Origin of the sequence: Planktosalinus lacus, from assembly GCF_014640155.1 — a bacterium.
In the GTDB taxonomy this organism is placed as follows: domain Bacteria; phylum Bacteroidota; class Bacteroidia; order Flavobacteriales; family Flavobacteriaceae; genus Planktosalinus; species Planktosalinus lacus.
This window is the reverse complement of record NZ_BMGK01000006.1, coordinates 214,525-232,017: the sequence shown is the minus strand read 5'-3', so window position 1 is coordinate 232,017 and position 17,493 is coordinate 214,525. Positions and strand designations below refer to the sequence as shown.

Sequence of the window (17,493 nt, the reverse complement as noted above, 5' to 3'; positions counted from 1 at the left end):
AGAAAGTTCTGTAACCAGTTTTTCAAAATCATTCTGTTTTTCTATATCTTTCATATGTCTAAATTAATAAATTATTAATTTGACACACTTTTTTGAACAGTCTCAAAAAAAGAGAAACCCTCTCTCAAGTGTTTCCACTTTCAAAAGGGTTTCAACTAACCAACCAAAACTAACTTAAATATTTTTATCCTCTTCCGCCTCTAGAGGAGGTGCTTTTTCTTGAGTTTGAACTAGAGCTTCTTGAAGCAGTAGTGTTTCTCGAAGGCGTACTTCTGGAAACATTTTTTGCCGGACTTGAATTTCTTTGTCTGCTTTGTGTAACTGCAGGTTTATTTCTTTGTGTATTAGCGCTTCGTGAAACATTTCTTGTAGCACTTGGTCTGCTAGTCACAGTTCTTTGTGATCTTGAAACATTTCTGTTTATAGGTTTATTTCTTTGGACCTGATCATTTCTTGTAACCCTTGATTTAGTATTTATACGTTGAGCGCTGTCATTTCTGTTTACAGTAGTTGCAGGTCTGGCGTTTTGAGTTCTATCTGCTCTTTCAGTTCTTGACGTATTTGAACTACTGGTAGGTGTTCCTCTTTGAGTTCTATCGTTTCTGGTAATAGCAGAATTATTTGGAGTGCCACGTTGTGTTGACTCTACTCTGGATGCATTGGAATTTCTGGGAGTCCCACGTTGTACTCCATTTTCAGTACGGCTATTGTATGCAGTGCGTGCTTTACTATCATCTCTTCTGTAAGTCAAAGACTCATTTCTTGCTCCTCTATAATCTCTGTTTACGGCTACACGTCCGTTTCTATGGTGCACGCGGCTTCCGGGTCTGTAAAAATCTCTTCTTCCATTTACATAAGCGTGACCATTGCGGTAATAATTTCTGTGATGTGAATAACTATATCTTACGGGAGAATAATATCTTCTGTAAGGGGTTGCATAAACAACACAATAGGTATAGTGGGGTATAGCATAATATGTGTGCCAAGGTCTGTAAACATAATATCTGTTGTAGACATTAATGTAACCGGTATAGTGAGAGTAATACCCATAAGGGTTATAGTGTACATACAGTCCGCCTACCTGAACCAATCTTCTGTCGTTATATCTAATGTCAACATTTCCAGCTTGAATAATACGTCCATATTCATCATAGTAAATGGGCACATCTTCAATCTGAATCACGGCTCCATAACTATCATATTGCACATAGGCATCATAATTGTGTCCTGAATTGTAATTGATTGCTACGTTAGGTGTGTTGATGCTAACGTTATTTCCTTGATTGCCTAAATATATAAAGTCAAACTGACCATCAGGGAAGACAGAAAACTCGACACCACCTTCTACAAAAATGAATTTGTTTCCGTCATAATTTCTGTTGAAATCAGTAGCATTTGCTGAATGGGGAATAGCCATCAGTGCGATGAATAAAACTGCGAATGTTAGAACAAAATTTTTCATAATAGCGGATTTTAAATATTAGTAATTGCTTAAAGGTTTTGGTTAGCATTACTTTATACGCTATATAATTACCAAAGGTCGTGCCAAAATCTGAGAGCAATTGTTAACATTATGGTTTACAGAAGTTTAATGTTAATTTTAGGAGAGGTGTTAAAAACAAAAAGCTCTCCAATTGGAGAGCTTTTAAAGTTTAAAGGGTATATATTAAAAACTATGCTTACGCTAGTTTAACATTTACTGCATTTAATCCTTTTTTTCCTTGAGCTGTCTCAAAGGTTACTTCGTCATCTTCTCTAATATCGTCTACTAGACCTGAGATGTGTACGAAGATTTCTTCGTTTGATTCGTTGTCTTTAATAAATCCAAAACCTTTTGAATCATTGAAAAATTTTACTGTTCCTGTTTGCATAATAATAAAAATAAAAAATTGTTTTAATAAGCTGCAAATATAGAACTAATAAAGTTTATAACCTATTGTTTTACAACTAATTATTTTTAAAGACCTTAAGTACAGTGAAATGGAGTTATAACATTCTTAACAAAAGGACTTGTTTTCTTAAAATATCAAGAAACTAAGGAGTATAAATGCCATATTTAACCTTATATTTTCTACATTTGAATACCAATAAATAAATTTTTTAAAAATGCCGGAATTCCATTATATAAGCAGTCAAGTGCTTGATTTGTACACTATTATTGATATTGTTGATAATCAAAAAAAACTCTCACTTTCAGATGAAGCAATACTGAATATAAATAAATCCAGAACCTATCTAGATAATAAACTTAAAAATAATGAAACACCCATTTATGGGATTAATACCGGTTTTGGTTCCCTTTGTAATATTAAAATTTCATCAGATAACTTAACAACCCTTCAGGAAAACCTGGTTAAATCACATGCTTGTGGTACAGGGGATTTTGTTCCAAGAGAAATTATAAAGCTAATGCTGCTTCTAAAAGTGCAATCCCTTAGTTATGGCAACAGTGGTGTTCAACTTGAAACTGTAGAGCGTCTTATTGATTTCTACAATCACGATATATTGCCTGTCATCTATACCCAGGGAAGTCTCGGTGCTTCGGGAGACTTAGCACCATTGGCACATTTGGCACTGCCTTTACTGGGACTGGGTGAAGTTTATGAAGGCAGCAAAATAGTTCAGGCAAAGCAAGTCTTAACAAAGAAAAACTGGGATCCTATCACACTTAAAGCGAAAGAAGGGCTCGCACTCCTTAACGGAACACAGTTTATGAGTGCATATGGTATTTACTGTTTGATTAAATCATACAAACTCTCTTATCTTGCTGATGTGATAAGTGCAGTTTCAATCGATGCTTTTGACTGCAATATGAGTCCGTTTGATGCTTTGGTTCACGAGGTGAGACCCCATAGTGGGCAAATCAAAACGGCACAACATATAAGGTCTTTTCTGGAAGGGAGTGAAATTGCAGCTACTGAAAAGATGAACGTTCAGGATCCTTATTCTTTCCGGTGTATTCCACAGGTGCACGGGGCGACAAAAGACACACTGGAGTTTGTGAGAAAAACATTCAAAACCGAAATCAACTCTGTTACTGATAATCCAAATATATTCATAGACGAAGATAAAATCATTTCCGGAGGTAATTTTCATGGACAACCTCTGGCTTTAGGTTTGGATTATATGGGGATTGCAATGTCAGAACTGGGTAGTATTTCTGAAAGACGTACCTATCAACTAGTTTCTGGCCTAAGAGGTTTACCAAGCTTTTTGGTTGACAACCCGGGGTTGAATTCAGGATTTATGATTCCTCAATACACAGCTGCTTCCATTGTGAGCCAAAATAAGCAATTGGCTACACCCGCAAGCGTGGACTCAATTGTTTCTTCAAACGGGCAGGAAGATCATGTAAGCATGGGTGCAAATGCAGCGACAAAATTATTGCGCATCGTTGAAAATGTGGAAACCATTTTGGCGATTGAACTCTTCAATGCATCTCAAGCAATAGCCTTTAGGAAGCCTAAGAAAACTTCAGAGTTTTTAGAGTCATTTTTAAAAATGTACAGGCAAGGGGTTTCTTTTGTTGAAAACGACAGGATCATGGCTGATGACATTCACACTACAGTAGCGTTTTTGAAAAGTTTCAATATTGATTCTGAATTGCTGTATGAATAAATTTATTACTCTTTTGAGGCTTCAGCTATTTTTTCTTCACACCAATTTATTGCATCAATTAATTTATTGAAACTTTTATGAGGCTTAGTTAAAAACTGCTTTTCAAATTCTGCATTGGATATGCTTAAATTATTCTGAGAAACAACAGCAAAAGCAACCAGGTTTTCAATCTTGGAGGTTTCTAAATAAATTTTTGGGTTGACAGAGTAGGAGTATATTCTGTTAGTTATATAGGCAAAAGGTCTGTTTTTAAAATATTTTTCGGCTACATCAATTAAAGATTCATTGTCATCGATCGTAAGATTAACTCCTTCCTTTATTACTGCAATAATGAAGTTATCAAAAATGGAGAGTTCACCAAAGTTATATTTATTAACAGTTTTTAGTTTACTCATATTCCGTAAAAATAAAATCTAAGTTAAAGTCCTGAAGCACAAGATACACAGAGATTAGTTTGAGGCATTAGTATGATTCTTCCAACTGGAATTTGTTGATTACACCTTCTGCACAAGCCAAAGTCATTATCATTAAATTTTGAAAGTGCAACCTTTAGGTGTTTGAGTTTTTGGGATGTTTTTTCTAACGCAGCTTCATTGATACTTCTGTTATTTATTGCATCCATTCTTGAAACTCTTCCTATTGCATTTTCAGGGGAAATGGGTTTTGTGAGCTCTTCCAGTTTTTTTAAAGCTTCTGATGTTTTATCTATTTCAGAAAGTATTTTAATTTTGATATCAGAAAGTTCATTTTCAGAGTAACTCATTATAAAAATTTATGACTCAGTTGTTTTTTTTTGTTTTTCAATCTTAATAACCAATTCGTTAGATTCTTTATCTAAATCCATTGTAATTGAATCTCCTTCTACAAGTTTCGAGGAAATGATTTCTTCTGCAAGTACATCTTCAATATACTTTTGAATTGCCCTGTTAAGAGGTCTGGCACCATACTCTTTATCAAAACCTTTGTCTGCTATGTAGTTTTTAGCGCTTTTGGTTAATGTTAAAGAATAACCAAGGTCTTTAATTCTAAGAAATAATTTAGCAAGTTCTATATCAATAATTTTATTGATATCTTCTTTTTCCAGGGCATTGAAAACCACAACATCATCAACCCGATTTAAAAACTCGGGGGCAAATGCTTTTTTAAGCGCATTCTCGATGATGCTTTTTGCATTCTCGTCTGCTTGACTTGTTCTTGCTGAAGTTCCAAAACCAACACCTTGTCCAAAATCTTTTAATTTTCTGGCACCAATATTAGATGTCATAATTATTATGGTATTTCTAAAATCAATTTTTCTTCCTAAACTGTCTGTCAAGTAACCATCATCAAGCACTTGCAAAAGCATATTAAACACATCTGGGTGTGCTTTTTCAATTTCATCCAGAAGAACGACCGCATATGGTTTTCTCCTGATTTTTTCAGTTAATTGACCTCCTTCTTCATAGCCCACATAACCCGGAGGTGCACCAATAAGCCTCGAGACAGAAAATTTTTCCATATACTCACTCATGTCTATCCGAATTAGCGCATTTTCAGAATCAAAGAGTTCACGAGCCAACACTTTTGCTAACTGGGTTTTACCTACACCAGTTTGCCCTAAAAATATAAATGAACCAATGGGTTTGTTTGGGTCTTTAAGTCCCGCTCTGTTTCGCTGTATAGCCTTAACAACTTTATTGACAGCTTCATCCTGACCAATAACTTTGCCTTTGATTTGTTTTGGCAATTCTGAAAGTTTTTTGATTTCAGTTTGAGCTATTCTATTTACAGGAACACCTGTAATCATTGAAACCACTTCTGCAACATTTTCCTCTGTCACTGTTTCTCTGTGTAATTTAGAATCTTTTTCCCATTCCTCCTGAGCAACGGCAAGGTCTTTTTCTAGTTTCTTTTCATCATCTCGCAATTTTGCAGCTTCTTCATATTTTTGCTTTTTAACAACTGAGTTTTTTTGTTCCCTTACTTTTTCAAGCTCAGATTCAATCTCAAGAATTTTTTCTGGTACATTAATGTTTGTTATATGTACTCTAGAACCTGCTTCATCTAAAGCATCAATTGCTTTATCAGGAAGAAACCGTTCAGTCATATATCTGTTTGTGAGATTTACACAAGCATTTATGGCCTCATCTGTGTATGTCACATTGTGATGTGATTCATATTTATCTTTAATATTGTTTAAAATTTCAATAGTTTCTTCGATACTTGTTGGCTCAATAATCACTTTTTGAAAGCGTCTTTCGAGAGCTCCGTCTTTTTCAATGTACTGTCTATATTCATCAAGTGTGGTAGCACCAATACATTGTATCTCGCCACGAGCTAATGCAGGCTTAAACATATTGGAAGCATCTAAAGAACCGGTTGCTCCACCTGCACCAACTATTGTATGAATTTCATCTATGAATAATATGATATCATCATTTTTTTCTAGTTCATTCATAACCGCTTTCATGCGTTCTTCAAACTGACCACGATATTTTGTACCGGCAACCAAACTTGCAAGGTCGAGAGTCACCACACGCTTGTCATATAAAATTCTTGATACTTTTCGTTGAATTATTCGAAGCGCAAGACCTTCAGCAATCGCTGATTTTCCAACGCCGGGCTCTCCAATCAAGAGGGGGTTGTTTTTCTTTCTTCTACTCAAAATCTGGGATACGCGTTGAATTTCCTCTTCTCTTCCCACAACTGGGTCTAATTTTCCTTCTTCACCAAGCGCGGTTAAATCTCTTCCAAAATTATCTAATACAGGGGTTTTTGATTTTTTGTTTGTTTTTGCAGAACCACTGGTACCAAAAGGATTTTCTTTTGGGTTTTCTCCAGGTGTTTGGCTTTCGTCTTCGTCGTTTGGAAAGGACTCAGAGGTGGGTGATTGAAATGGGTTTTCATCATTTGTTATCATAAATTTAAACTGATCTTTAACACCATCATAGTCTAAGTTTAATTTGTTAAGCAACTTTGTAGTTGGGTCATTTTCATTTCTCAAAATACAAAGCAATAGATGTGCAGTATTAATGGATGAGCTTTGAAAAAGCTTCGCTTCAAGAAAAGTGGTTTTTAATGCGCGTTCTGCTTGCCTTGTTAAATGAAGATTTTTCTTATCATTTGGCATTGGAGTAGTGTTTGGGTTTGGCGGACTTAGTATTTCAACTTTTCGTCTTAAATGATTTAAATCAATATCTAAAGCATTTAGTATATTGATTGCTTTGCCATTTCCATCTCGTAAAAGGCCCAGCATTAAGTGTTCTGTTCCAATAAAGTCGTGACCTAACCGCAAGGCTTCTTCTTTACTGTAAGCAATAACATCTTTTACTCTTGGGGAAAAATTATCATCCATGGTATATCTTCTTAGTGTCTAAATTTACGAATAATGCTAGTATTCTACAAAAACTATTCCTTGATAAAGCATCATAAGTAAAAAGACAAAAAAACTTTTCAATTTCAAAATAAATTTGAGTCTATTTATTAACTTATTTGATGTCAATTTTTGTTAATAAAATAGTGCAAAACCAGATGTGTTTTTTGACTAAAAAAGCTTTAAAAGCCGTATATTGCTCGATAAAATTTATAAACGACAAATTAAAATATTAAATATATGAATGAAGGTGAAAAACTGATTCCGATTAACATCGAAGAGGAAATGAAGTCAGCTTACATTGATTACTCAATGTCGGTCATTGTGTCACGTGCACTTCCAGATGTTAGAGATGGAATGAAGCCTGTTCACAGACGTGTTTTGTTTGGTATGCATGAACTGGGTGTGAGGTCAAATTCATCACACAAAAAATCAGCTAGAATTGTTGGGGAAGTTTTAGGTAAATACCACCCCCACGGTGATACATCTGTATATGACGCTATGGTGCGAATGGCACAAGAGTGGAGTTTAAGGTATATGTTGGTAGATGGCCAGGGTAATTTTGGGTCAATTGATGGAGACAGCCCGGCAGCAATGCGTTACACAGAAGCACGAATGCGAAAAATATCTGAGGATATGCTCGCAGATATTGATAAAGAAACGGTAGATTTTCAATTAAATTTTGATGATACTCTTGAAGAACCCACAGTATTGCCGACACGAGTACCTGGGTTACTTATTAATGGAGCTTCAGGTATTGCAGTTGGTATGGCCACAAATATGCCGCCTCATAATCTCACCGAAGTTATTGATGGAACGATTGCTTATATTGAAAACAACGATATTGAAATTTCAGAGCTGATGAATCATATAAAAGCTCCTGATTTTCCAACAGGAGGTATTATTTATGGTTATGAAGGAGTAAAGGAAGCTTTTGAAACTGGAAGAGGAAGGGTTGTCGTTAGGGCAAAAGCAACTATTGAAGAAGTAAAAGGTAAAGAATGTATTATCGTTACTGAAATACCTTATCAAATCAATAAGGCTGACATGATCAAAAAAACAGCCGATTTGGTAAATGAGAAAAAAATTGAGGGAATTTCAAACATTAGAGATGAGTCTGACCGAAAAGGGATGCGCATTGTATACATACTAAAACGTGATGCTGTTCCTAACATAGTTTTAAACACACTTTATAAATATACATCACTTCAATCTTCTTTTAGTGTAAATAATATTGCACTTGTAAAAGGAAGACCCCAAATGTTGAATTTAAAACAATTAATTCAATATTTTGTAGAACATAGACATGAAGTCGTTGTTAGAAGAACTGAGTATTTACTTCGAAAAGCTGAAGAAAGAGCTCATATACTTGAAGGTTTAATCATTGCTTCAGATAATATTGACGAAGTTATTAGGTTGATAAGAGCTTCCTCAAATGCAGATGAGGCTCGCCAAAAATTGATTGATTCATTTGAGTTAACTGAGATTCAGGCAAAAGCAATTGTTGAAATGCGTTTGCGTCAATTAACCGGATTGGAACAGGATAAACTTAGAAGTGAATATGAAGAATTAATGAATACCATTCAGGATTATAAGGAAATCCTTGCTAGCTTTGAAAGAAGAATGGAAATCATAAAAGAAGAGCTACTTGAAATTAAGAATAAATATGGTGATGAAAGAAGATCAACTATCGAATATGCCGGTGGTGATGTTTCCATCACAGACCTCATTGCAGATGAAAAGGTAGTAATCACAATTTCTCACGCAGGATACATTAAAAGAACTCCGCTCAACGAATACAAAACACAAAATAGAGGTGGAGTTGGCCAAAAAGCGTCAGCGACCAGAAATGAAGACTTCCTAGAGCATCTATTTGTAGGAACCAACCACCAATACATGCTGTTCTTTACTCAAAAAGGAAAATGTTTCTGGATGCGTGTTTTTGAAATACCTGAAGGAACTAGAACGTCCAAAGGTAGAGCTATTCAAAACCTCATCAATATTGAACAAGATGATAAAGTAAAAGCTTTCATTTGTGTTCAAGACCTGAAAGACGAAGACTACATAAACAGTCATTTTGTAATTATGGCAACCAAAAAAGGTCAGGTTAAGAAAACAGCTTTAGAGCAATATTCAAGACCCAGAACAAATGGAATAAATGCCATAACAATCAAAGAAGATGATGAATTGCTAGAAGCAAAACTAACATCCGGTGATAGCCAAATAATGTTAGCAGTAAAATCTGGAAAAGCCATTCGTTTTGAAGAAGAAAAAACAAGACCAATGGGAAGAAATGCTTCCGGAGTAAGAGGAATTAGATTGGCAAATGATCAAGACGAAGTAGTGGGAATGATTACAGTTGAAAACTCAAAAGAAGAAACCGTTCTTGTTGTCTCTGAAAATGGATATGGAAAACGAACCTTTATCGATGACCCTGAAGATGGTGAAGCAATTTACAGAATTACAAACAGGGGCGGTAAAGGAGTGAAAACAATATCTATCACAGAAAAAACAGGAAGTTTAGTAGCCATCAAAAGTGTAACTGACACTGATGATTTGATGATTATTAATAAATCCGGTATAGCAATTCGAATGTCTGTCGACGATCTAAGAGTTATGGGAAGAGCAACTCAAGGTGTCAGACTTATAAAAGTTAGAGAAGATGATGCCATTGCAGCTGTTGCAAAATCAATGAAAGACGACGTAGAAGTTGAAAACGTTGACACTGCTGAGAATGGAACAGTTGTTGATAAAAATACAGATAGTGAAGAATAATAAAAACTAAATAAAATGAAAAAAACAATCTTATTTTTTGCTGTTTTTATGATAACAGCAGTGACATATTCACAAAAGAAGGAATTGAGGACAGCTTCAAAACAAATTAAAAATGAATCTTTTGAGCAGGCAAAATCAACCCTTAATTCAATTGAAGGAATGATAAGTTCTGCTGATGAAGATGAAAAAGCAGAATATTATCTATACAAGGGTCAGGCATACTTAGGTGCTGCCGGAAACAGGGAAGAAGACCTTGTTACCTCTGCAGAAGCTTTTAGAAAGGTTATTGAAATTGAATCATCAGGGAAGCAAAAACACACAAAACAGGCTGAAGAAGAAATCCAAAATTTATTAGTTCGATTAATAAATTCGGCTATTGAAGATCAAAATGCTGAACGTTACAGTGCAGCATCCAAAAAACTTCATGCAGGCTATACAATTAGTAAATCTGATACTACCTATTTGTATTTTGCTGCAGCTAATGCAATGAATGCAAAAGAGTATGACAATGCTATGAAATATTATGAGCAACTTTTGGATTTAGACTACACAGGCATTGAAAAAGAATTTGTAGCTGTCAATAAAGAAACCGGAGAAACTGAAGCTTTTGGAAGCGATGAAGAACGAAAATTGATGATGATTTCCGGAAATTATGTTAGACCTCAAGAGAGAATGTCAGAATCAAGAAGGCCAATAATTTTAAAAGACCTTGGTGCAATTTATATAGACAAAGGAAGAATAGATGATGCTAAGAAAATAATTGCAGATGCAAGAAAAGAAGACCCTAATGACATAGCATTAATTAGAGCTGAAGCAAATATTGCACTGCAAATGGAGGATATGAAAACTTATAACAGATTGATGCAACTTGTTATTGATTCAGACCCAGAAAACCCGGAATTATTTTATAACCTTGGAGTGAGTTCAGCATCAATAGGTGAAAGAGAACAAGCAATCAATTATTATAAAAGAGCACTAGAACTAGATCCGGATTACATTAATGCAAAAGTAAATTTAGCAGTTATAATTTTAGAGAGAGAAGATACCATTATTGAAGAGATGAACTCATTAGGCACTTCGCCTGCTGAAAATAAAAAATATGATGAGTTAAGAGCTGAAAGAGATAATCTATATAAAGAAGCAATACCCTATCTTGAAAGTGCACTTAAGAATCGTCCAGACGATATGAATATTTTGAGAACTCTTATGAACATATATTCAATTCTAGGGCAAGATGATAAGTTTAAAGAAACCAAAGCAAAAATTGAAAGTTTAGAAAACTAATAATTCTACAAATTAGTTATATAAAAAATCCCGATTTCTATCGGGATTTTTTATATAATACGTTTAATGACTCTTAATTTATGACTATGCCTTTTAGTTTCAGTATTGAAAATACCACTGTGATCTAACCTGTCAATCCTAACTTTTCCATGCGCGTGAATGATGTAGTTATCTGACATTATAATTCCAACGTGTGTAATAACTCCTTCTGAATTATCAAAGAAAGCCAAATCGCCGGGTTCACTTTCTTCAATGAAACTTAAATTTTCACCCTGACTTGCCTGATCTTTAGCGTCTCTTTTTAAAAAAACTCCGTTCAGTTTATAAACCATTTGAGTAAAACCACTACAGTCAATTCCAAAAGGTGTTTTGCCTCCCCATAAATAAGGGCAGTTTAAATAGAGTAGTGCATGTTCTATCAATTTTCCTTTAGGCAATTTTCCTTTAAAATAATTACCATCATGTTTATGATTTAGTACTGAAACAGCATTGAGATTGGAACCTAAAGGTATTGCAATTAATTGGTCAAATTCATTCGAGACAAACTCCATTAAGTCGGATGTAATTTTAGAGGTTTTTTCATTTAGAGAGTGGTAGGTATCAGCATCAATTTCCATAAACTGTTTACTGTCAATCCAACCTTCATATTGATCAAACGCTATTCTGATTTTGATCCAGGATTTGCGTGTGTCAATTATTTTAAAATAATCTCCGTAAAGAAGTTGTGTTACCATTTCACTGGAATCACTTGCTTCATTCCTAACAGCCACCAAACTTAAATTGCAAAGGCCGTATTTCATCTAGCTTTAAATATTATTGGAGAATCAACCAAAAATTAAATGATTTAAAAAGAGTTTCTATTTTCGTTCTATAATCATAGCTGAAGCACCTCCACCACCATTACAAATAGCAGCTGCACCAATTTTTCCATTGTTTTGTTCCAAAACGTTAATTAAAGTAATGATGATTCTTACTCCACTGCAACCCAGAGGGTGACCAAGTGAAACTGCACCGCCATTTACATTAACAGTTTTGTCAGTAAGACCTAAAATCTTCATATTTGCCAATCCTACAACAGAAAATGCTTCATTGAATTCAAAAAAGTCTATATCACCTTGGTTTATTCCTGCTTTATTAATTGCAAGCGGTAGCGCTTTAGCAGGGGCAGTTGTAAACCATTTTGGTTCCTGAGCTGCATCTGCATAACTCTTTATATAAGCTAAGGGTTTTAAACCCAATTCATTTGCTTTTTCTTCGCTCATTAAAACTACAGCACCGGCACCGTCATTAATTGTAGAGGCATTGGCCGCTGTAACAGTTCCGTCCTTAGAAAATGCAGGGCGTAGCGATGGAATTTTATCAATAAAAACATTCTTGAATTCCTCATCTTCGGTAACTAAAATGGGGTCTCCTTTCCTTTGAGGTACTTCAACAGGAACAACTTCATTTGCAAACTTTCCTTCTTTCCATGCTTTTTCTGACCTTTTATAGGATTGAATAGCAAAAGCGTCCTGGTCTTCTCTTGAAAATTCATACTCCGTAGCACATAAATCAGCACAGACCCCCATAGCATTTTTATCGTATGCATCAACCAAACCATCTTTTTGCATCCCATCTTCCATGGTCATAGGACCAAATTTATGCCCTTTTCTTAAGTGTGTATAATGTGGAATATTACTCATACTTTCCATACCACCCGCAACAATAATATCAGCATCTCCTGCTTTAATTGCTTGGGCTGCCTGAATAACTGTTTTCATACCACTGGCGCAAACTTTATTTACCGTTGTGCAAGGAACAGTATCTGGTATACCTGCACCTAACGCAGCCTGACGTGCTGGTGCCTGACCAACTCCGGCCTGGACAACATTTCCCATTAAAACTTCTTGAACTAATTCAGGCTTTAGGTTAATTTTTCCTAAAGCACCTTTAATAGCGATAGTTCCAAGTTGCACAGCAGTTAAGGAGGAAAGGCTTCCCATAAAACTTCCTATTGGTGTTCTTGCGGCAGATACAATTACTACATTTTTACTCATTATATAATATTTTAATTTCTAAATCTAAAAGAGCAAATTTACGTAAAATAACGCCAATTATCAATTGAGATTTCAATACGATATATATAAATAAAAAATCAACTTGGTTAAGAATTATTTCATCAAAGATTCGAAAGTTGATTAGACTATGGCTTATGTAAAATTGATTTTTTTTGAGAAATTTTGTGTGAAAATAAAAAGCCCCAACAGTTGTGGGGCTTTAAGTGATCGCGAGAGGATTCGAACCTCTGACCGTCTGCTTAGAAGGCAGATGCTCTATCCAGCTGAGCTACGCGACCATTTTAATAGTAATCATTATGTAAGTATAAAAATACTAAATCAAATAATTATTGTCGGGGTGGCAGGATTCGAACCTGCGACCTCCTGCTCCCAAAGCAGGCGCGATAACCGGGCTACGCTACACCCCGAGGTGTAATTTTTGCGGAGAGTGTGGGATTCGAACCCACGCGACAGTTACCCGTCGACAGTTTAGCAAACTGCTCCATTAACCACTCTGGCAACTCTCCAATTTATTATGAACGTTAGCATCTAAAATTGCGGTTGCAAATGTAAGCCTTCATGTTTTATGAAGCAACAAAATTACTGAATTTTTGGGTTTAAATTTTCTTACAATCTAAAATTACTTTTGATTTGTTTTGAAGCGTAGTGAAAAACAAATAATTATCTCCTCCATCTTTAATATTCCATTTTTTTTTGATTGAGGAAACAGGCTCAGGAAAATTTCGAATACTAATATTTGCTTGAGTATTTCTAAATTCTTTTTTCACTGAAGGTTTGGAGTAAGGAACCATATTTTTAACAAGAAATCTTCTGCCGGGAAACTCTATTAATTTATTTGAAGTGAATAAATGTGAACTTTTGGAAAGTTTTTTTAAGTTGAAATCAACACAAAGAGCTCCAAACATAGCACTTTTCATAATTGCAGCATTGGGCTCATATAAATACTTTTCTGGGGCATCAACATAAGTCTCTTTCTTTGGAATTAGAATAGTCTGGTATTTTTCAATTTCAGTCTTTTTTAAATTGGCAGTTTTTATTTCAATGTTTTCAGTTTGCGATTTTTTTAATAACCATAATAATTCTTTTACTTCATTTTCAATTGCTACAATATGGATTTCAGAAACATGCTTTAATTCTTTCAAACCAATTGATATATCAAGCATGGGTGAGGTTTTAATCATTAATAGTTGACATCTATTCATTAAATACTCAAGATGTTCAGCAACGTTTGGTAAACAATCTTTCAAATAGAAAACTTTTCCTTTAAGTTCGTTTCTGCGAGAGGGGTCAACAAAAATAGTGTCAAAGTTTTGATTATGAATTCCGTCAATTCCATTATCAGAAGAACAAACTATTGAAGCGTTTAATTGGAAAAAATTATGCATAGCAATGAAAGAAAGCTCCTTATTCATTTCAAAATGAACTACTTTATTTATTTTTTTTGAAAAATAGTAGGAGTCAACTCCAAATCCTCCTGTAATATCTGCTATTGAATCCCCATTTACCAAGTCAGCTTTATATTTTGCTGTAATTTCAGAGGAGGTTTGCTCTAAATTTACTTTTGGTGGATAATAAATATTTTTTGAATGAAACCAGGTGGGCAATTTTTTTTTCGCATTTTTTTTTCCATCAATTTGTTGAATTAGTTCTTTGGTAGAAACTTGTTTAAATGGACTTCCTTTAAAGGATAGTTCAATAATATCAACACTTAAATTTTCATTTATAAAATCCTGAACCTCTTTATTTAAAACTTTATCATTCAAAGTAAAACTTAAATATCTTTTGTGAGTCCTTTGACAATTTTATATTCAAATAAAAACTCTTTTGAAATTACCTTTATTGCTGTATAAAAAGGAACAGCAGCAATCATTCCTAAAATCCCAAATAGCAATCCACCAATTACAATGATTAAAAATATTTCTAATGGGTGAGATTTCACACTTTTTGAAAATATTAATGGCTGACTTAAAAAATTATCTATTAATTGGCCAATTATAAAGCCAATCATAACATATATTGTAGTTGGCAGTATTACAGTGCTAAAATCTTGACCCAAATTACTTGACATTGTTAAGAAAAACATTAAAATACCACCTATAATAGGGCCCACATAAGGTATAATGTTGAGTAATGCACATAGAAAAGCGATTACAATGGCATTGTCAATTCCAAAAAGTAATAAAACGAAAGAATAAATTATGAATAAAATCAAAATTTGGAAGACCAAACCAATAAAATAGCGCGATAAAAGGCTTTTTATTTTGTTTAGAGAATTAGAAAACCTCGATTCAAACTCGTCAGGGATTAAAGTTAATAAACCACTTTCCATTAACTTGCTGTCTTTTAGAAGAAAAAAAGATATAAAAATGACTGAAAAAAGTCCAATGCTAAAACTTCCCAATGCAGCTAAAAAAGTATTTATAAACTCAGGAATAAACCCAAAATCGAGTGTGTTTAAAAAGCCAGAGTTTTCAATTTGTGTTTCAATATCAATATTTGACCCTGCAAAATAGGCTAACATTTCTGAATATAAGTTTTCAATGGTTTGAGAAAATGATTCAATATTTAATAAAGAAAGGTTATGACTTTGCTGCCTGATTAGTGGAATAAACAATAGTAACAGGCCAATAAAAAAACCATAAATAAAAACCATTGTAATGATAACAGCCAAAAGGTTATTGAAACGTAATTGGTTTTTTAGGAAAAGTATTAAAGGACGCCCAATGAGAGAAATGATTGCAGATATAATTATATATAATACAACACTTTGTATTTGATACAGGAACCACCCCAGAACAATAAAACCAAGAAGAACAGCAATTGCGTTTAAAATGCCTTTTGTGATTTCTTTTGATAGCATAATCAATGATTAGTTTTCAAAAACATATTTAAGTATATTAGCTCCCATTTTTAAAGCTTTTTGCCGAACCTCTTCTGGGTTGTTGTGAATCTCACGATTTTCCCAACCGTTTCCTAAATCTGTTTCATAAGTATATAAAAGAATCAGTCGATCTTCTTCAAAAATTCCAAAAGCTTGTGGTGGCTTGTTGTCGTGTTCGTGAATTTTTGGTAAACCATTCGGGAATTTAAAATGAATGTTAAAAATAGGGTGGGAGGCCGGTAATTCAACCAGTTCTTTTTCAGGAAATAGTTTTTCTAACTCAGGTCTTAAAAAAGAATCCATCCCATAATTATCATCAATATGTAAAAAACCACCACTCAAAAGGTAATTACGTAAATTGGTTATATCATCAGGTGTGAAAAATACATTTCCGTGACCCGTCATGTGAATGAATGGAAAGTTAAATATTTCAACACTAGAAGTTTCTACCGTTTTTGGATTTGCAGAAATTCTTGTATTGACATTTTGATTTGAAAATTTAATTAAATTGGGCAATGAAGTTGGGTTGGCATACCAATCGCCTCCGCCATTATACTTTAAAACTGCAATTTCCTGAGCATTTATTGTATGACCCAAAATTAAAACTAACAATATATAAGTCAAATATTTCATTAATAGGTGGTTGTTACATTTTCATTCACTACTATGATAAAATCTGCTTTATTTATATGTTCCTCATCCAAATGAGAAATATCTTTTTGTGTTACTGTAGATATGGTTTTATAATTTAGCTCAGGTTCTGTGAGTTTTAAATACCAAAGTATTCCTTCAAAATAGTCGCTGTGATAAGCTCCGTTAAAGTGAATAAACAATTCTTGTTCATTTTTATTTTCTAAAATTGAAAAGGCCATAGTAGCATCTTTAATAGCTTGGGCCATCACGAGTTCGGGAGTACCATGATCTCCCATCATTTTCAAAATATTTTGATATGTTGGTAAATCAGGGACAAACTCAATGGGTAATGGTGCTATCCATTTTTTTTCCTCGCTTGACAGTGTATCTAAAACAGAAAAACTATTTTTATATACCATATTAGCATAACGTCTTGGTATATTGGTGGCTACAAATTCCAATTGGTTTGATTTTGCCAAATCTAGAAGCGGGGCATAATCTGTTTTATGGTTAGACCAAAGTCTTGCTATTGTATCCAATCCTTTTTGGTCTATTTCGCCTTTAAGGTAAGAATTGAGTGCTTCTTGATTATCTCTTTCAAACATTTCAGCACCCAGCTTTACATTTCTCACTTTTATCAAATCTGAAGTCAACTCAAATTGCAGCCAATGGGCAATTGCACTGTTATGCTGTTCACCAAAGAGAATAATATCACTCATTTCAACTTGGTTAATCATATCAGTATAATGTATTTCTTCACCCTCACCAGTAAAAATAGAGTATGCTCTTTTGTGTTGTGAAAATGTTTGAGTGCAAACAAAAAATACAATAATCAGGACTGAATAAATTCTCATAGAAAGTAAATAGAAATTGCTCGCTAATTTAAACATAAA

General features: G+C 34.1%; 14 protein-coding genes and 3 tRNA genes. 3 read left to right on the top strand and 14 right to left on the bottom strand.

The annotated features are described in order from the left end of the window. Positions 1-184: 184 nt before the first annotated feature. Entirely contained in the window at positions 185-1,462 is a 1,278-nt protein-coding gene (locus IEV69_RS09105; RefSeq protein ID WP_188441678.1) for a hypothetical protein, read from the bottom strand. Between the two features lie 217 nt (positions 1,463-1,679). Then, positions 1,680-1,871 carry a cold-shock protein gene (locus tag IEV69_RS09100; protein ID WP_188441676.1) on the bottom strand — a complete coding sequence of 64 codons (192 nt, stop codon included), beginning with the start codon at positions 1,869-1,871 and terminating at the stop codon, positions 1,680-1,682. A 235-nt stretch (positions 1,872-2,106) separates the two neighbouring features. Here IEV69_RS09100 and hutH point away from each other — a divergent pair, with 235 nt between their 5' ends. Then, positions 2,107-3,618 carry a histidine ammonia-lyase gene (hutH, locus tag IEV69_RS09095; protein WP_188441672.1) on the top strand — a complete coding sequence of 504 codons (1,512 nt, stop codon included), beginning with the start codon at positions 2,107-2,109 and terminating at the stop codon, positions 3,616-3,618. A gap of 5 nt (positions 3,619-3,623) precedes the next feature. Here the strand turns inward: hutH and IEV69_RS09090 are convergent, their stop codons facing one another. The 3 genes from IEV69_RS09090 to IEV69_RS09080 are packed head-to-tail and all read right to left on the bottom strand — an operon-like array spanning position 3,624 to position 6,952. Next, positions 3,624-4,013: a hypothetical protein gene (locus IEV69_RS09090; RefSeq protein ID WP_188441670.1), complete on the bottom strand. Its 390-nt coding sequence runs from the start codon at positions 4,011-4,013 to the stop codon at positions 3,624-3,626. Positions 4,014-4,036: 23 nt separating this feature from the next. After that, entirely contained in the window at positions 4,037-4,381 is a 345-nt protein-coding gene (locus tag IEV69_RS09085; protein ID WP_188441668.1) for a TraR/DksA family transcriptional regulator, read from the bottom strand. A 9-nt stretch (positions 4,382-4,390) separates the two neighbouring features. Next, positions 4,391-6,952 carry an ATP-dependent Clp protease ATP-binding subunit gene (locus tag IEV69_RS09080; RefSeq protein WP_188441666.1) on the bottom strand — a complete coding sequence of 854 codons (2,562 nt, stop codon included), beginning with the start codon at positions 6,950-6,952 and terminating at the stop codon, positions 4,391-4,393. Between the two features lie 258 nt (positions 6,953-7,210). Between IEV69_RS09080 and gyrA the strand changes: the two genes are divergently transcribed. Further along, positions 7,211-9,745, top strand: a complete 2,535-nt coding sequence (gene gyrA / locus IEV69_RS09075) for a DNA gyrase subunit A (RefSeq protein WP_188441664.1) — start codon at positions 7,211-7,213, stop codon at positions 9,743-9,745. A 15-nt stretch (positions 9,746-9,760) separates the two neighbouring features. After that, positions 9,761-11,029, top strand: coding sequence for a tetratricopeptide repeat protein (locus IEV69_RS09070; RefSeq protein WP_188441662.1), 1,269 nt, complete (start codon positions 9,761-9,763; stop codon positions 11,027-11,029). 50 nt (positions 11,030-11,079) lie between these two features. Here the strand turns inward: IEV69_RS09070 and IEV69_RS09065 are convergent, their stop codons facing one another. From IEV69_RS09065 to IEV69_RS09025, 9 genes are all read right to left on the bottom strand, one after another. After that, positions 11,080-11,829, bottom strand: coding sequence for a C40 family peptidase (locus IEV69_RS09065; RefSeq protein WP_188441660.1), 750 nt, complete (start codon positions 11,827-11,829; stop codon positions 11,080-11,082). Between the two features lie 57 nt (positions 11,830-11,886). Continuing rightward, the gene (locus tag IEV69_RS09060) at positions 11,887-13,065 is read right to left on the bottom strand and encodes an acetyl-CoA C-acyltransferase (RefSeq protein WP_188441658.1); all 1,179 of its coding nucleotides are present in this window, start codon (positions 13,063-13,065) and stop codon (positions 11,887-11,889) included. Between the two features lie 225 nt (positions 13,066-13,290). Next, positions 13,291-13,364, bottom strand: a tRNA-Arg gene (locus tag IEV69_RS09055). 54 nt (positions 13,365-13,418) lie between these two features. Next, positions 13,419-13,493: transfer RNA gene (locus IEV69_RS09050), tRNA-Pro, on the bottom strand. A 14-nt stretch (positions 13,494-13,507) separates the two neighbouring features. Next, positions 13,508-13,592, bottom strand: a tRNA-Ser gene (locus IEV69_RS09045). Positions 13,593-13,682: 90 nt separating this feature from the next. Continuing rightward, entirely contained in the window at positions 13,683-14,849 is a 1,167-nt protein-coding gene (locus IEV69_RS09040) for a THUMP-like domain-containing protein (protein WP_188441657.1), read from the bottom strand. A gap of 8 nt (positions 14,850-14,857) precedes the next feature. After that, entirely contained in the window at positions 14,858-15,946 is a 1,089-nt protein-coding gene (locus tag IEV69_RS09035; RefSeq protein WP_188441655.1) for an AI-2E family transporter, read from the bottom strand. A 9-nt stretch (positions 15,947-15,955) separates the two neighbouring features. Beyond that, positions 15,956-16,600, bottom strand: coding sequence for a DUF4159 domain-containing protein (locus tag IEV69_RS09030; RefSeq protein ID WP_188441654.1), 645 nt, complete (start codon positions 16,598-16,600; stop codon positions 15,956-15,958). After that, entirely contained in the window at positions 16,600-17,454 is an 855-nt protein-coding gene (locus IEV69_RS09025; RefSeq protein ID WP_188441693.1) for a ChaN family lipoprotein, read from the bottom strand. Before IEV69_RS09025 ends, IEV69_RS09030 begins: the two co-directional genes overlap by 1 nt. Positions 17,455-17,493 lie beyond the last annotated feature (39 nt).